Genomic DNA, 15,698 nt, shown 5'->3' on the forward strand with positions numbered 1-15,698 from the left:
CGTGAAGTTCACCGACATCACCCCGTACATCGGTGCCGAGCTGACCGGGGCCGTCTACGAGGACCTGGAGCGGCCCGAGGTCTTCGACGAACTCGTACGCAACGTGCACGAGCGGCAGCTGGTCGTCGTCCGTTCCATCGATCTCACGCCGAAGCAGCAGATCGCCCTGGCCTCGCGCCTCGGCCGGCCCGTGCCGTTCGTGATCAGCAAGTACCGCCACCCGGAGTACCCGGAGATCATGATCTCGTCCAACGAGGTCAAGAACGACAAGCCGATCGGCGTGGCCCGGGTGGGCAACTTCTGGCACCAGGACTCCACCTTCGTCGCCGACCCCGCGCCGTTCACCATGCTGCACGGCGTCAACGTCCCCGGCACCAGCGGCCACACCCTCTTCGCCAGTGCCGTGGACGTGTACGACCGGCTGCCCGAGGAGTGGAAGCGGAAGCTGGCCGACGCCACGGGGATCCACACCGTGGCCAAGCGGCTGCGGATCCGCCCCGAGCACGTCGGGCTGTCCGCCGCGGAGTTCAAGGCGCAGGCCGAGACGGAGCACCCGCCCGTGCGCCACCCGCTGGTGCGGCACGACGAGGTCACCGGCCGCCCGTACCTGTACGGGTCCCGCGAGTACATGGAGGGCGTCGTGGGCTTCGACGCCAACGAGACCGAGGAGTTCTTCACCCTCGTCGACGGCCTGATCCAGGACCCGGAGCACGTCTACACCCACCGGTGGACCACCAACGACCTGCTGGTGTGGAAGACCAGGACGACGTATCACGCGGCCACCGACGTGGAGCCGGGCGTGAACCGGACGGTGCACCGGGTGAGCATCGAATCGGGTGAGCAGTGGGCGGCATAGTCGACTTCGACGTATGCTTCCCCGCCTCCCGGATCAGCGCCGAGGACCTGCACACCACGTCCGGCGTGCCCGTCCCGGACATCCTGGAGGTCACCCACAGCAAGGAGTTTCCCGCCCTCGGGGAGCACGAGCTGTCCTGGGAGCTGGCGCTGCAGGCGGCCTCGGCCGTCCTGCGGCGCACGCCGGTGCCGCGCGGCGCCATCCGCCAGGTGATCTACGCGGGTTCGGGCGAGTGGGACGTCCCGTTCTGGTCGCCCGCCGCGAAGGTCGCCCATGAGCTGGGCATCGACCGCGCGCACTGCTTCGAGGTCACCAACTTCTGCAACGCCGGCTCGGTGGCGCTCCGGGTGGCCCTGGACGGGGCCGGCCCGGGCCCGGGCGAGTACGCCCTGGTGCTCGTCGCCGACCGGCTCAGCCGGATGGTGGACCGCACCGACCCGGGTTCCCGGGCGCTGTTCAACTTCGGGGACGCCGCGGCGGCGATGCTCGTCACCGCCGACGGCCCCCGGTCGTTCGAACTGCTGCACTCGGCCATGCGCACCGATCCCGGCTGGGTGGACTACTACGCGGGGGAGTGGCGGCAGGGCCGGGTCAGGATCCGCCGGGAGCCGCACCGGCCGGGGCTGTCCGAGGCGTACGTCGCGAACTTCTCGGCGCTGCTCCAGGAGACCCTGACGGCGCTCGGCCGGACTCCCGACGACATCGACCACTTCCTGATCAACCAGGGCGACCGGCGGATGCACGAACGGCTCCTGGGCACCATCGGGATCCCGGCCGGGCGCAGCGTCTTCAACTACGACCGGCTCGGTCACATGGGCGGCGCAGACACCCTCATCGCCCTGCGGGAACTGGCGGACGAGCGGCGGCTGCGCAGCGGGGACCTGGTCGTGCTGGCGACCAGCGCCATGGGGTTCAGCTGGGGCATCACGGCCTTGGAATACCGGGGGATTCAAGGATGAGGATTCTCGTCATACACCAGGTTCCGTACCGCAAGATCGACTACCACCGCGGTATCGACCACGACCGCCACGACGTCACGTACATCGGCCAGCCGCACCGCATGGCCGACCTGCCCGCCGAACTCAGGTGCCGCAGGCTCGTGCTCGACGAGGGCGAAGACCTCCTGGACGGCATCCTCGCCCGCACCTCACGGGCCGACGGCTACGAGAAGGTGCTCTCCCTCTCGGAGTTCGCCATGTTCGAGGCCCGGCGCGTACGGGAGCACCTCGGGCTGCCGGGCCCGGACCTCGCGCAGGTGGAACGGGTGCGCGACAAGGTCAGCATGAAGGCCGCCCTGGCCGGCTCGGGCATCCGCTACCCGCGGTTCGTCGCCGCCCCGCCCGCCTGCGGCCCGCTGCCCTGGTCCGGGCGGACCGTCGTCAAGCCCCGGCAGGGCGCCTCCAGCGAGGGCGTCGCCGTGTACGCGACCGCCAGGGAGGCCCTGAGCGCGTACCGCAGGCTGGACAACCCGCGCGAGTACCAGCTGGAGGAGTACGTCGAGGGCGACATCCTGCACGCCGACGGGCTGGTCAGCGACGGCGAGCTGGTGCACCTCGTGGTGAGCCGGTACATCACCAAGCCGGTGGACTTCGTCACCGGGACCCCGCTCGGCTCCTACCAGCTGCCCCACGACGAGGAGCACTTCGCCTTCGCCGCCCGGGTCGTCAAGGCGCTCGGCATCACCGAGGGGTGCCTGCACCTGGAGATGTTCGAGACCCCCGAGGGGGATCTGGTCTTCCTGGAGGTCGCCAACCGGGTCGGCGGCGCCGGGGTCATCACCGCGCACGAACGGCACAGCGGCGTCCATCTGCCCACGCACGAGATCGCCGTCCGGCTGGGGCTTCCCCGGCCCGAGCCGTCCGGGGCGACCGGGCGGTACCACGCCTGGCTGGTGTTCCCCGGGCACCATCTGCCGCCGGGCACGACGGTCGACGTCACCGTCCCCGACCACCTGGCGCACCACCCGTGCGTGGACCGGCTGCACCGACTCGGCCCGACCGAGCCGCTGCCGGACCACGTCACCTACCAGGAGTGGCTGGTACCGGTGTTCGTGGAGGCCTCCCACCAGGACTCGACGGTGCTGGGCGACTTCCTGCGGGAGTGCGTCCGCGCCATCACGGTGACGCCGTCCGCTGCGGTGGTGGCTGCGCCGGAGGTGGGGCTGGCTGCTTCTGCCGTGGCCTTGCCGGGTGCGGGTCTCTCCGCTGCCGCGGCGGCCCCCGGTTCAGTGGAGTTTTCCGCTTCTGCGGTGGCTCCCGGTTCGGCGGAGCTTTCCGCTTCCGCGACAGCCCCCGCGCCGGTGGGTCTCTCCGCCGCCGCGACAGCCCCCGCGTCCATGGAGCTCTCCGCCTCCGCGGAGTCTCCCGTCCGCGTCGAGCCCTCCGCTCTCGTTGAGCCCTCCGCCTCCGCAGAGCCCTCCGCCACCGCCGAGCTGAGGAACGTCTCATGAGGTACTACCCCACCGATCTGCTGCTGGCGGTCGAGGACGCCGAGCGGGCGCTGGCCGAACCGGACTCCGGTCTCGCCCGGCTGCTTCGCGAGGCCGGGCTGTCCGCCCTGGCCGGGCTGTTCGCCGGTGCCGCCGTCACCGAGGGACTGGACAGGCTCCTCGGGGGCCTCGGCCAGTTCCCCTGGCAGCCGGCGGTCGACAGCGACGACGTCTACCTGATCTCGCCGGCCGGTGTGGTCGTCCTCGACGACCACCGGCCCGGCAACACCCTGCGCGGGCTGCTGCTCGCCTGGGCCGTGGGCAACGAGGTCGTCGTCCGCACCGTCCGGGAGTCCTTCTGGACCGCGCTCGCCGGCCGGCTGCGCGCCTTCGGCCATCCCCTTCCGCCGCTGCGGGTGACCGCCCCGGACGCCCCGGTCCCGGCCGGGGCACGGCCGGTCGCCGTACCCGACGTCGTACCGGTCCTGCGCACGGGCACGCCCGACACCCGCCCCGAGGCCCCCCTCGACCCGGCTCCCTCCGACCCGGCCGCCCTCGACCCGGCCCCCCTCGACCCGGCTCCCTTCGACCCGGCCGCCCTCAACCCGGCCCCCCTCGACCCGGCTCCCTTCGACCCGGCCGCCCTCAACCCGGCCCCCCTCAACCCGGCTCCCTTCGACCCGGCCGTCTTCGCCGAGCCCGTCTCCGGCTCGCCGTCCGGCGACACCGAGGACATCCTGATCGTCCTGGGGGCGCGGGAGGCCGCCGACCCGGCCGGGCTGGTGGGCGACGTGCCCGGCGAGGACTGCCGGGCACCCTGGCCGCACCGGCTCCTGCGGCGCGAGCACCTGCGCGGCACGACCCTGTCCGCGGCCCGGAGCGCCGACCGGGCGCGGGAGGCCGACCGGGTGGGGGCCCGGCTGCGCTACCTCGTCGGGCAGGCCCGCCGCACCCCGTTCTACCGGGACCTGCCGGCCGTGAGCGGTCTGGACGACCTCGGCCGGCTGCCCGTCCTGGAGAAGGCGGCGCTCGAGGCGAACTCCCTGCCGGGCAGCCGCGGCATGTCCACCGACCGGCCGCGCACGGGCGAGGTGCTGCGCAGCGGCGCCAGCACCGGCGCCCCCCGCTACATCGTGTACTCCCGCACCGACTGGGAGAACATGATCCGCGAGGCCATCCCCCTCTTCCGCACCCTCGGCCTGGAGAACGGCGACCGGCTGATCAACACCCTGTACGGCGGCGGCCTGTACGGCGGTCTGAGCACCACCCTGTGCGAACTGTCCCGGATGCCCCTGGAGTGCTACTCCACCGCGCAGGCCATCTCCGTGGACGACCTGCTGATGCTCTGCGAGAGCTTCGAGGCGAACGCCCTGCTGGGCCTGCCCGTGCTGATCATGCCGCTGCTGCGCGAGGCGAAGCAGCGCCGGCCCGGCCTGCGCCTGGAGAAGGTCGTCTACGGCGGCACGCCCATGACCGAGACCGACAAGGACTGGCTGCGCGAGGAGCTCGGCGCCCGGGTCGTCACCAGCATCCTGGCCGCCAACGACGGTGCCCAACTGGGCTACCAGTGCGCGCGGATGGGCGGGACGCTGCACCACGCCTGTCCGGACTACAACCTCATCGAGGTCGTCGACGAGAACCTCGTCCCGGTCCCGGAGGGCGAACCCGGCGAACTGCTCATCACCAGCCTGCAGAAGTTCGAGGGCCCGCTGATCCGCTACCGCATCGGCGACCTGGGCCGGGTCTTCCGGTACGACTGCCCGTGCGGGGTGTCCGGGCCCGTGCTGGAGTACCTGGGCCGCGCCGACGGACAGGTCAAGGTCAAGGGCGCCACCGTCACCCACGCCGAGATGCTCGCGGCCCTGGAGGTGTTCCGGGTCTCCCAGCTCCAGGTCGAGATCGTCTCCGTGGACGGCAGGGAGACCGTGATCGCCCGGGTCGAGTCGCCCCTGGCCCTGGACGCCGGGGAGGTCCGCGACCACCTGACGCGGCAGTTCAAGACCCTCGACCAGGAGCACCTGTTCGACGACGCCCTCGACGTCTTCGAGCTGGTCGTCGAGTGCCACCCGGAAGGCGGCCTCACCCGCAACGCCACCAGCGGCAAGATCAAGCCCGTCATCGACCGCCGCCTGGTGGACGCATGACGGACGACACCGCCCTCACCCCGGCCCCCGCGCCGTATCTCGGCCATCCGCACCTCGCCGGGGACCTCGTCACCTTCGTCGCCGACGGCGACGTCTGGCTGGCCCCGCTCGCGGACGCCACCGGGACGACCGCGGTCGCCCGGCGCGTCACCACCGGTGCCGCGTCCGCCGCGCACCCCCGGCTCAGCCCCGACGCCCGGCGCGTGGCCTGGACGGCGGACCACGACCTGCACACGGCCGTGGTGGCCGGGCCGGACCTGGCCGGCTCCGAGCCGTTCCGGCGCCTGACCCACTGGGGTGACGCCGACTGCGCGGTACGGGGCTGGCTGTCCCCCACCGAGGTGCTGGCCGTCAGGAGCAGCCCCGGACACGGCAAGTGGCGCACCCGCGCCTGGGCCGTGCCGCTGGACCGCCCCGCGCGCTGCCTGCCGTACGGCCCCGCCGACGAGGTTGCGCACGGGCCGGACGGCGCGGTCCTGCTGGGCACCCCCGTCTTCCGGGACCCCGCCTGCTGGAAGCGGTACGGCGGCGGCATGGGCGGCCGGATCTGGTACGCGCCGGACGGTATCGAGTTCACCCGGATCCTCGCGGACGTCGGCGGACACCTCGTCAACCCCATGTGGGTGGACGGGCGTATCGCCTTCCTCTCCGACCACGAGGGCACCGGCGCCCTGTACTCCACCGCGCGGGACGGCTCCGGGCTGCGCCGGCACACGCCGACGACGGGCCACTACGCCCGCCACGCGACGACCGACGGCCGCCGGGTCGTCTACGCCGCCGGCGGCGACCTGTGGCTGCTGCCGTCGCTCGACGCCGCGCCCGTACGCCTGCGCATCGCGCTCGGCGGCCTGCGCGCCGGACGGCTGCCGTTCCAGGTCACCGGCGAACAGGCGCTGGGCGACTTCGCCCTGGACGCCGCCGGGGACACCCTCGCCGTCGAGGTGCGCGGCACCGTCCACCTGCTGTCGGCCGCGAGCGGGGTGCCGCGCACCCTGCTCGACGACCCGGGGGTGCGCCGGCGGCTGCCCGTCGCGCTGCCCTCGGACGGCGGCGTCGTCTGCGTGAGCGACGCCGGCGGCGAGGACGGCCTGGAGATCGCCCGGCCGGACGTCGCCGGCCCCCGCCGGATCGGTCACGGCGAGTTCGGCCGGGTGACCGCGCTGGCCGCGGCGCCGGACGGCGGGAGCTGCGCGGTGGCCTGCGACGACGGACGCCTGCTCGTCGTCGACCTGGAGTCCGGCAAGAACACCGAGATCGCCCGCAGCGCCCACCGCGAGGTGCGCGGCCCGGCCTTCTCCCCGGACTCCCGCCATCTCGCGTGGGCGGAGCTGTACCGCCCGTCGGACGGGTCGACCCCGGCGGAGGGGTCGCACATCCGCCTCGCCCGGCTGTCCGACGGCCGGATCACCGACGTCACCGCCCCGCGCTTCAACGACACCGACCCGGTCTTCACCCGGGACGGCAGGTTCCTGGCGTTCCTGTCCAACCGCACCTTCGACCCCGTCTACGACCAGCACAGCTTCGACCTCGGCTTCCTGCCCGGCGTCCGCCCCTACCTGGTGGCGCTCGCGGCCGGCACCCCTTCGCCGTTCGGACCCGGGCACGGGCCCGGTCAGGCGCGGCCGCACGGCGGGGACGACGACCCGGCCGCGACGACCGTGGACTTCGAGGGCCTCGCCGACCGGATCGTCCCGGTGCCGGTCGGTCCCGGCCTGCGCACCGGCCTGACCGCGGTCGCCGGCGGCCTGGCGTGGATCCGCCACCCCCTGGCCGGCAACCTCGGCGAGGCGGCGGCCGAGCCGGACGGCACCGGAACCCGCCTGGAGCACTACGATCTGACGTCCCGTCAGTGCAGCACGCTCGCCGGGGACGCCGACCGGTACGCCGTCTCCGGCGACGGACTGCGCCTCGCCGTACGGGTCGCGGACCGCCTCCTGGCCGGGCCCGCGGCTCCGGGCGGCGCGCGGACGCCGGTGCCGGTCGGCCGGATCCGCGTCACCGTCGATCCCGTGGCCGAGCGCCGGCAGATGTTCGACGAGGCCTGGCGGCTCATGCGGGACGGCTTCTGGCGCGCCGACCTCGCCGGGACCGACTGGGCCGGGCACCGCGAGCGCTACGCCGCGCTGGCGGACCGGGCCGGCACCCAGGCCGAACTCACCGACGTGCTCTGGGAACTCCACGGCGAACTGGGCGCCTCGCACGCCTACGTACGGCCGCCCGCCCCGGCACCGGCCACCCCCGCCCCGGGGCTGCTCGGCGCCGACCTGTCACCGGACGGCGACGGCGCCTGGCGCATCGACCGGATCCTGCCGGGGGAGTCCTCGGCGCCCGCGGCCCGCTCGCCACTGGCCGAACCCGGGGTGGACGCGCGGGCCGGAGACCGGATCGTCGCGGTGCACGGCAGGCCCGTGGACCCGGTGCACGGACCCGCCGCGGCCCTCGCCGGCCGGGCCGGAGAGCCCGTGCTCCTGACCCTGCGCCGCGCCGGCCGCGACCACGACGTCGTGGTCGTGCCCCTCGCCTCGGACGCCGAGCTGCGGTACCACGACCTGGTGCGCGGGCGCCGGGCCGCGGTCCGCGAACGCTCCGGCGGCCGGCTCGGCTATCTGCACCTGCCGGACATGATGTCCGCCGGCTGGGCGGCGCTCCACCGGGACCTCGGACCGGAACTCGCCCGCGACGGGCTGCTCGTGGACCTGCGCGGCAACACCGGCGGCCACATCTCGCCGCTGCTGCTGGAGAAACTCGGCCGCCGGATCAGCGGCTGGGACGTGTCCCGCCGCTGCGGCCCCGCTCCCTACCCGCAGGAGGCGCCGCGCGGCCCGGTCGTCGTCCTCGCCGACGAACGCACCGGCTCCGACGCCGAGATGGCCGTCCACGCCGTACGCCACCACGGCATCGGCCGGGTGGTCGGCACCCGCACCTGGGGCGGGGCGCTCGGCATGGACGACCCCGGCGTCCTCGTCGACGGCACCCTCGTCACCCAGCCGAAGCACGCGTTCTGGTTCGACGGGCCCGGCTGGGGCCTGGAGAACCGGGGCGTGGACCCCGACGTCGAGGTCGTGATCGCGCCCCAGGACTGGGCGGCCGGCCGCGACCCGCAACTGGAGGCGGCCGTGCGCGAGGCCCTCTCCGCGCTGCGCCTCACCCCCGCGGCGGTGCCTCCCGCCCACTGATCCCCGGCCTCCGCACGCCCACCGTCCCCGAGCCCTCCCCGAGATGTACGAGACAAGGAAGAACCATGACGACCGCAGTGACCCCACCGACGCAGGAGACCCCGCCACAGAGTCTCTGGCGGCACCGTGACTTCATGCTCCTCTGGAGCGGACAGACCGTCAGCGAGGTGGGCTCCAACATCACCCAGCTGACGCTTCCCCTGGTGGCGCTGCTCATGCTCGACGCCACCACCTTCGAGGTCGGTCTGCTCACCGCGGCGACGACCCTGCCCTTCCTGCTGGTGGCCCTGCCCGCCGGGCCCGTGGTCGACCGGGTCATGAAGCGGCGCCTGATGGTGTGGTGCGACCTCGGCCGCATGGTGCTGGCCGGATCCATCCCGGTCGCCGCGGTGCTCGGCGTCCTGACCCTCGTCCAGCTCTACCTCGTGGCCCTCGCGATGGGCGTGCTGTCCGTCTTCTTCGCGATCGCCTACCAGAGCTACCTGCCCTCGCTCGTCGGCAAGGACCAGCTCGTCGACGCCAACGGCAAGCTCGGCGCCACCCAGTCCTTCGCGCAGCTCACCGGATCGAGCTTCGGCGGCGCCCTGGTCACCCTGCTCGGCGCCGCCAAGGCCATGGCCGCGGACGCCGTGTCGTTCGGCGTCTCCGCGCTCACCCTGGTGCTGATCCGCACGCCCGAACCGGTCCCGGAGCGCCCCGCCGAGAAGCGCCGGCTGCGCACCGAGATCGCCGAGGGCCTGCGCTTCGTCGTCGGCCACCCGATCCTGCGCAAGCTCGTCGCGTCCACCGCCGTCTCCAACTTCTTCGGCACGATCGTGCTCAGCCTCCAGACCGTCTACCTGGTCCGCGAGCTGAAGGCCGAACCGTGGGTGATCGGCCTGGTGATGGGCGGCTCGGCGGTGGGCGGCCTGGCCGGCGGCCTGATCGCCAACTGGGTCGGCAAGAAGATCGGCACCGCCCGGATGATCTGGCTCCCCGCGCTGTGCTTCGGCTGGGCCGGACTGCTCATCCCGGCGGCACAGCCGGGCTGGTCGACCGTCCTGGTGGCCGTCGGCATGACGATGCTCATGGTCATCTTCGTGCTCTACAACAGCTCCCAGGTCTCCTACCGGCAGACCATCACCCCGCCGGAGCTGCTCGGGCGCATGAACGCCTCGGTGCGCTGGATCATGTGGGGCACCATGCCGCTCGGTGCCCTGGCCGGCGGCGCGCTCGGCACGTACGTCGGCGTCCGTCCGATGCTGACGGTCTCGGCCCTCGGCGACTGGCTGGCCGTCCTGTTCATCGTCTTCTCCCCGCTGCGCAAGCTCCGGGACGTGCCCAAGGAGTAGCGCGGAGAGGAGGGAACGGGCGGTGACCTGCAGCGCACCCCGGGGAGCCGCGGCCGAGGGGCCGCGGGGCGGGCCGGCCGGTGAGTCCGTCGTGGTGATCGTCGACGGCTACGGCACGGCACGCCACCTGCCCGCCCTGTTCGACGAGCGCGGCCACGCCTGCGTGCACGTGCGCAGCGGCCAGGAGGTTCCGGGGCACCTCCTGGCCCGCTTCCGCCCGGAGGCCTACCGCGAGCTGATCGTGGGGGACGGGACTGTGGGCCGGATCCTTCCCGCCGTCGCCGCTCACCGGCCCGTGGCGCTGGTGGCCGGGAGCCCCGGCGCCGCCGGCGTCGTCGACGCCCTGGCGCAGGCGCTCCGCCTGCGCGGCAACGACACCCGGCTCGGTGAGGTCCGCCGGGACCGCTACCGGATGGCGGACGCGCTGCGGACCGCCGGGCTGCGCACGCCGCGTCAACTCCTGGTCAGCGACCTCGCCGGGCTGCTCGCCTGGTACGCCGCGGTCGGCGGCCGGGTGACCCTGGAGACCCTCGGGGGGACCGGCTGCGGCCCCGCCCGGCGCATCCCGTGCGCGACCGAACACGACCTCGTCGCGGCGTTCCGCGGCCTCGTCGGCGCGGCGCCCGAGCCGGCCGGGCCGGCCGCGGCCCTGCTGGCCCGGGAGTGTCCGCCGCGCGGCAGGTACCACGTGAACACCGTCAGCCTCGACGGCACGCACCACGTGTGCGACATCTGGCAGGTGCGGCCGCCGGACCGGGACGCGGCCCCGGGGCTGTCCCGCGGCGTCCTGCTGTCCCGGCGCGGACCGGAGCAGGACGCGCTGGTCCTGCACACGCTGGCCGCCCTCGACATCCTCGGCCTGCGCCACGGACCGGCCCACACCGAGCTGGCACTCACCCCCGAGGGGCCGTGCGTGCTGACGGTCGGGGCCCACCTGTCGGGCGGGGACCTGCCCCTGCTGGTGGCGGGGGCCGTCGGCAGCGGCCAGCTGGAGTGGACCGTGGACGCCTCCGTGGCACCCCAGCGCTTCTTCCGGCGGGCCGCCCGCGACTACCGGCGGACGCGTTCCGCGGCCTTCGTCCGCGCGGACGAAGGCCCCGCGCGCCCACCGGTGAGAATGTCGGGGTGCTCCAGCAACTCTTCAGCCCGTCCGTCCAGCACACGCTCGACCTGATCGGCATCTTCGTCTTCGCGATCTCCGGTGCCCTGCTTGCGGTGCGCAAGAACTTCGACGTCTTCGGCATCGCCGTCCTCGCCGAGGTCACCGCGCTGGGCGGCGGGCTCTTCCGTGACCTGGTCATCGGGGCCGTACCGCCCGCCGCCTTCACGGACCTGGGGTACTTCCTCACCCCGCTGCTCGCCACGCTCCTCGTCTTCTTCCTGCACCCGCAGGTGGAGCGCATCCAGGTCGCCGTGAACGTCTTCGACGCGGCCGGCCTCGGCCTGTTCTGCGTCGCCGGCACGATCAAGGCGTACGAGTACGGGCTCGGCCTGACCGCCTCGGCCGGCCTGGGGCTGACCACCGCCGTCGGCGGCGGTGTGCTGCGGGACGTCCTCGCCAACGAGGTGCCGTCCCTGCTGCGCTGGGACCGCGACCTGTACGCGGTCCCGGCGATCGTCGGCTCCGCCCTGGTCGCCCTGTGCCTCCGCTACGACGCCCTGAACCCGCTCACCAGCGCCCTCGCGGTGATCACCGCCTTCGTACTGCGCCTGCTCGCGATGCGGTACCACTGGCGAGCTCCGCGGGCGTGGCACCGGCGGTCGACGGTGAGCGAGGAGGAACAGCCCGTGCTGCCGTGACGGGACGGGCGCCCATCTCCTGCGTCAGCCACTCGAACGCGGGGACCACCTGCGGCCGCCACAGCGCCATGGTGTGCCCGCCCGCGCTCCTCGGGATGTACACCACGTGCACGGTCGTCGGCGCCTTCGCGGCCTGCTCCAGGGCGACGGCCGCCTCGTAGCCGTCGTGCGGCTGGCCGGAGAGGTAGAGCGCGATCCGCGGCGGGACGGCCGCCCTGCGCAGGAGGACGTAGGGGTTGTTCTCGGCCCGCAGGGCGGGGCTCTGCGCGGCCAGCGAGTCGCGTTCGCCGATCGGGTCGTTGTAGCCGGACAGGCTGACGGCGGCCCGGTAGCGGTCCGGGTGGGCGACGGCCAGCTTGGCCGCGCAGTGCGCCCCGGCCGAGTAGCCGGCCACCGCCCAGCCCTGCGGGGCGGGCTCGGCGCGGAAGTTGTCCGTCACCATCTTCGGCACGTCGACGCTCAGCCAGGTGTCGGCGTTGACCGTGCCCGGGATGTTGGCGCAGCCCGTGTCCACCCCGGCCAGCAGGTTCGTGCGGGGCGCGACCAGGATGAAGGGGGCGACACGGCCGTCCCGCATCAGCGGTTCCAGCTGCTCGTGCGCGTGCAGCGAGCCGAACCAGGCCTTGGCCGAGCCCGGGTAGCCGGGCAGGAGTTCCACGACCGGGAACCTGTGGTGCCGGTAGGCCGGTTCGTGGTACTGCGGCGGCAGCCAGACGTAGACCTCGGCGTTCACGCCCGACACCCGGCCCCTGAGCTGGGTGACCCGCACCCCGCCGGCCGCGCGCATCCCCGGCCCGGAAGCGGGCTGGAAGGTCTGGCGCACCTTGGGCAGCCGCTTGAGCGCGATCCCGCCGGTGCCGTCGGCGCCCAGATTGGCGGCCTGCTGCACGTGGTCACCGGTGCCGAGCAGGTCGGCCCAGTTGTCGTACAGGCTGTTGGCGTTGTTGACCAGGGTGAACACCAGGGCCACGGCCGTCCCTTGCGCGAACAGCAGCATCAGCGTCCGGGCTGCGGCACGCAGGACCCGGGGTCCGCGGACGCGTGACCAGAGGAACAGCGGCAGGACGAGGGCGACGACGGACAGCACGATCAGCGTGCAGAGGAACGGTGTCCCGGTGAGGCTCATGCCCCTACAGAGGGAGGAACGAGCCAGAGGGTTTACGGACGAGTCGGACACTTACCAAGAAGTTGCCGGTGTCTCACCAAGGCATGACTCCGGCAGAACGTAGAAAGCTACCGCTTAGTAGTTAGTTCTTGTACTGTTCAGTCATGCCTGAAGCAGCCTCCGCCCCGGCCGTCCGGGCCACGATCGGCGACAGCGAGTTCGACCGCGACACCGCGCTCACCCGCCGCGCGCCCGGCGTCTACGACATCGACCTCTCCGCCGGCTGGACGATCATCAGTGCCGTCAACGGCGGCTACCTGCTGGCCGTCCTCGGCCGAGCGCTCGCGGACGCCCTGCCGCACGCCGACCCCTTCACCATCTCGGCGCACTACCTCACCGCGTCCCAGCCCGGCCCGGCGGTCGTCCGCACGGACGTCGTCCGCACCGGCCGCACCCTGTCGACCGGCCAGGCCTCCCTGTTCCAGTACGACGACGAGGGCCGCGAGGTCGAACGCATCCGCGTCCTCGCCTCCTACGGCGACCTGGACGCCCTGCCCGACGACGTCCGCACGACGGCCCGGCCGCCCGCGATCCCGCCGATCGAGCACTGCTTCGGCCCCGAGGACGGGCCGGCTCCGGTCGACGGCAGCTCGGCGATCACCGACCGGCTGATGCTCAAGCTCGACCCGTCGACCCTCGGCTGGGCCCTCGGACAGCCCTCCGGCAAGGGCGAGATGCGGGCCTGGTTCGGCCTCAAGGACGGCCGCGAGCCCGACCCGCTCTCCCTGCTGCTGGCGGTCGACGCCCTGCCGCCCACCGCCTTCGAACTCGGGCTGAAGGGCTGGGTACCGACCGTCGAGCTGACCGTGCACGTCCGCTGCCGCCCGGCGCCGGGCCCGCTGCGCGTGTCGATCACCACCCGCAACCTCGCCGGCGGCTTCCTGGAGGAGGACGCCGAGGTGTGGGACAGCGAGGACCGGCTGGTGGCGCAGTCCCGGCAGCTGGCGCGGGTCCGGCTGGGCTGAACTTTGCCCGCCTGACAGGTCGGTCACAGGGCGGTCCGAGGAGAGTCCTGAGCGGCGTTGGTTGAGTGCCTGCCTCAGGACCTCCTCATCTTCCCTGGAGTGGTTTCTCATGAAGCGAGCGCGTCTCCTCCCGGCTGTGACCCTGCTGGCGCTGTCGCCCCTGGCCCTGGTGGCCTGCGGCTCGGGTGACTCCCCGTCGTCCTCGGGCAGCGGGGGCGGGTCCGGGGGGCAGCAGACCTGCCAGGCACCGTCGGGGAGGCCGAGCGGTGCGCCGTCCGGGGCTCCGTCGGGCGCGCCTTCCGGTGTGCCGTCGGGGGCTCCGTCCGGGGCTCCCTCGGGAGCCGCTTCCGGGGGTGCCAAGCCCACGGGCACGCCGTCCGGGGTCCCCTCGGGCATGCCCAGCGGTGGGCCCGGCGGCGGTCCCGGCGGTGGCCAGGGCGGCGGCTGCGGCGCTCCGGGCGGGGGCGGCCAGGGCCAGGCGAACTGAGCGCGAAGAAGGAAAAGAGCCCCCGGGATGCCCGGGGGCACGGCAGGGGCGGCGCGCCCAGGAGCGACGGGCGCGCCGCCCCTGCGCGTCGTCGGGTGCGGCTCAATCCAGCCAGTGGTGGCGACCGAGGCCGATCAGCCGCATCTGCCGGGTCGCCACCCGGGCGACCTCCCGCTTCCGCTCCTCGCGCCCCTCCTCCGGCCCCTCCAGCGCCTCCAGGAAGAGCGACGCCGTGATGAGCATCTGGTCCACGTAGAGGTTGGCGAGCATCAGCAGGTCGTCCTCGGTCCACCCCTCGGACTCCGGGTCCTTGGCCAGCTCGTCCTTGACCTCCCGGGCGAACCGGGACAGCTGGTCCCGTATGGCCTCCCGTACCGGCTGGACCCCGCCATGCCGCTCCCGGGCGATGAACCGGACGTGGGCGGGGTACCCGTCGACGTGACGGGCGATCAACTCGATGGCACGCGCGATGCGTTCCTCCTGGTCGCCCGTGTCGGACACCGTCGTCCGGATCATCGGGTGCAGGCTGCCCAGCGCCTCCTCGACCAGGGCCACGCCCAGATCCGCCGTGGAGCGGAAGTGCCGGTAGAAGGCGGTCGGGGCGACACCGACGGCGCGGGTGACCTCGCGCAGCCCGAGGCTGCTCAGGCTCTGCTCCTCCAGCAGTCCCAGGGCCGCGTCCAGGAGTGCCTGCCGGGTCTTCTGCTTCTGGGCCTGCCGGATGCCGAGAGTGTGACTCATACCATGCAGTTAACAACTGTTCTCTGGAATTGGAAAGTCATGGGAGCCGGTAGACTGGGAAGTCAGTGAACAACTGTAACCACAACCGTTCACCGAACCCTGGGGGCTGTTTCCCATGCTGTTCATCGTCGCCGCACTCCTGCTGCTGGGCGTGGTCCTGGGCACCGTCGCCCACGCGCCGGTCACCTTCTCCCTCGCCGCCGGCGTCGTCATCGCCGCCTGGCTGGGCATCTTCGCGCTCCGCGAGCGCAACCGCCGGCGCCACACACAGGCGCACTGACCACCTACCTCCGACCCGACACCGGGAGTCGATCACCATGCAGCTCACCGCTCCGGCCTCGCGCCACACCGGTATCCGCGACACCGACGGCATGGCCGTCGCGTCCTTCATCCTCGGCCTGCTCGGCCTGCTGGTTCTCAACGTCTTCCTCGGCCCGCTCGCCATCGTGCTGGCGAGCGTGGCCCTGTGGCGCGGCACCAACCGCCGCGGCCGCGCGCTCCTGGGCCTGGGCCTGGGCGTCGCCGACCTGCTGGTCCTGGTGGCCTTCATGGAGGTCGACAGCACGGTCTCGTGGAGCTTCTGAGCCACCGTCGGACCAGCTGAG

At 73.3% G+C, this 15,698-nt stretch carries 13 protein-coding genes; 11 read left to right on the forward strand and 2 right to left on the reverse strand.

The window, feature by feature from the left end; translation table 11 throughout:
• The first annotated feature begins 1 nt into the window (after nucleotide 1).
• The 8 genes from ABZ386_RS17735 (at nucleotide 2) to ABZ386_RS17770 (ending at nucleotide 11,735) form a co-directional block, all read left to right on the forward strand.
• Nucleotides 2-856 carry a TauD/TfdA family dioxygenase gene (locus ABZ386_RS17735; RefSeq protein WP_114255433.1) on the forward strand — a complete coding sequence of 285 codons (855 nt, stop codon included), beginning with the start codon at nucleotides 2-4 and terminating at the stop codon, nucleotides 854-856.
• On the forward strand, nucleotides 844-1,815 hold the full coding sequence (locus ABZ386_RS17740; RefSeq protein ID WP_351340957.1) for a 3-oxoacyl-[acyl-carrier-protein] synthase III C-terminal domain-containing protein: 972 nt from the start codon (nucleotides 844-846) through the stop codon (nucleotides 1,813-1,815). Before ABZ386_RS17735 ends, ABZ386_RS17740 begins: the two co-directional genes overlap by 13 nt.
• On the forward strand, nucleotides 1,812-3,305 hold the full coding sequence (locus ABZ386_RS17745) for an ATP-grasp domain-containing protein (protein WP_358965045.1): 1,494 nt from the start codon (nucleotides 1,812-1,814) through the stop codon (nucleotides 3,303-3,305). The genes ABZ386_RS17740 and ABZ386_RS17745 overlap by 4 nt, the downstream gene beginning before the upstream one ends.
• A complete protein-coding gene (locus ABZ386_RS17750) occupies nucleotides 3,302-5,428 on the forward strand; it encodes a phenylacetate--CoA ligase family protein (RefSeq protein WP_358965046.1) in 2,127 nt (708 codons plus the stop codon). Before ABZ386_RS17745 ends, ABZ386_RS17750 begins: the two co-directional genes overlap by 4 nt.
• Nucleotides 5,425-8,604, forward strand: a complete 3,180-nt coding sequence (locus ABZ386_RS17755) for a PDZ domain-containing protein (protein WP_358965047.1) — start codon at nucleotides 5,425-5,427, stop codon at nucleotides 8,602-8,604. The genes ABZ386_RS17750 and ABZ386_RS17755 overlap by 4 nt, the downstream gene beginning before the upstream one ends.
• Nucleotides 8,605-8,669: 65 nt before the next feature.
• Nucleotides 8,670-9,935: an MFS transporter gene (locus ABZ386_RS17760; protein WP_351340968.1), complete on the forward strand. Its 1,266-nt coding sequence runs from the start codon at nucleotides 8,670-8,672 to the stop codon at nucleotides 9,933-9,935.
• 22 nt (nucleotides 9,936-9,957) lie between these two features.
• Entirely contained in the window at nucleotides 9,958-11,109 is a 1,152-nt protein-coding gene (locus tag ABZ386_RS17765) for a biotin carboxylase (RefSeq protein WP_351340970.1), read from the forward strand.
• Entirely contained in the window at nucleotides 11,061-11,735 is a 675-nt protein-coding gene (locus ABZ386_RS17770) for a trimeric intracellular cation channel family protein (RefSeq protein ID WP_114255439.1), read from the forward strand. The genes ABZ386_RS17765 and ABZ386_RS17770 overlap by 49 nt, the downstream gene beginning before the upstream one ends.
• On the opposite strand, the gene ABZ386_RS17775 is transcribed toward ABZ386_RS17770, so the two are convergent.
• The gene (locus ABZ386_RS17775) at nucleotides 11,626-12,861 is read right to left on the reverse strand and encodes an alpha/beta hydrolase-fold protein (protein ID WP_356502059.1); all 1,236 of its coding nucleotides are present in this window, start codon (nucleotides 12,859-12,861) and stop codon (nucleotides 11,626-11,628) included. The genes ABZ386_RS17770 and ABZ386_RS17775 overlap by 110 nt on opposite strands.
• A gap of 143 nt (nucleotides 12,862-13,004) precedes the next feature.
• Here ABZ386_RS17775 and ABZ386_RS17780 point away from each other — a divergent pair, with 143 nt between their 5' ends.
• The gene (locus ABZ386_RS17780) at nucleotides 13,005-13,865 is read left to right on the forward strand and encodes a thioesterase family protein (RefSeq protein ID WP_358965048.1); all 861 of its coding nucleotides are present in this window, start codon (nucleotides 13,005-13,007) and stop codon (nucleotides 13,863-13,865) included.
• 589 nt (nucleotides 13,866-14,454) lie between these two features.
• Here the strand turns inward: ABZ386_RS17780 and ABZ386_RS17785 are convergent.
• Nucleotides 14,455-15,093, reverse strand: a complete 639-nt coding sequence (locus ABZ386_RS17785; RefSeq protein WP_358965049.1) for a TetR family transcriptional regulator — start codon at nucleotides 15,091-15,093, stop codon at nucleotides 14,455-14,457.
• Between the two features lie 115 nt (nucleotides 15,094-15,208).
• Here ABZ386_RS17785 and ABZ386_RS17790 point away from each other — a divergent pair, with 115 nt between their 5' ends.
• Together ABZ386_RS17790 and ABZ386_RS17795 are read left to right on the forward strand one after the other, a co-directional pair.
• Nucleotides 15,209-15,373, forward strand: coding sequence for a hypothetical protein (locus ABZ386_RS17790; RefSeq protein ID WP_351340983.1), 165 nt, complete (start codon nucleotides 15,209-15,211; stop codon nucleotides 15,371-15,373).
• A 37-nt stretch (nucleotides 15,374-15,410) separates the two neighbouring features.
• Nucleotides 15,411-15,677 (forward strand): DUF4190 domain-containing protein, encoded by a 267-nt coding sequence (locus tag ABZ386_RS17795; RefSeq protein ID WP_351340985.1) that lies wholly within the window; start codon nucleotides 15,411-15,413, stop codon nucleotides 15,675-15,677.
• The last annotated feature ends 21 nt before the right edge of the window (nucleotides 15,678-15,698 follow it).

The sequence above is a fragment of the Streptomyces sp. NPDC006140 genome, from assembly GCF_040628815.1.
Classification (GTDB): Bacteria; Actinomycetota; Actinomycetes; order Streptomycetales; family Streptomycetaceae; genus Streptomyces.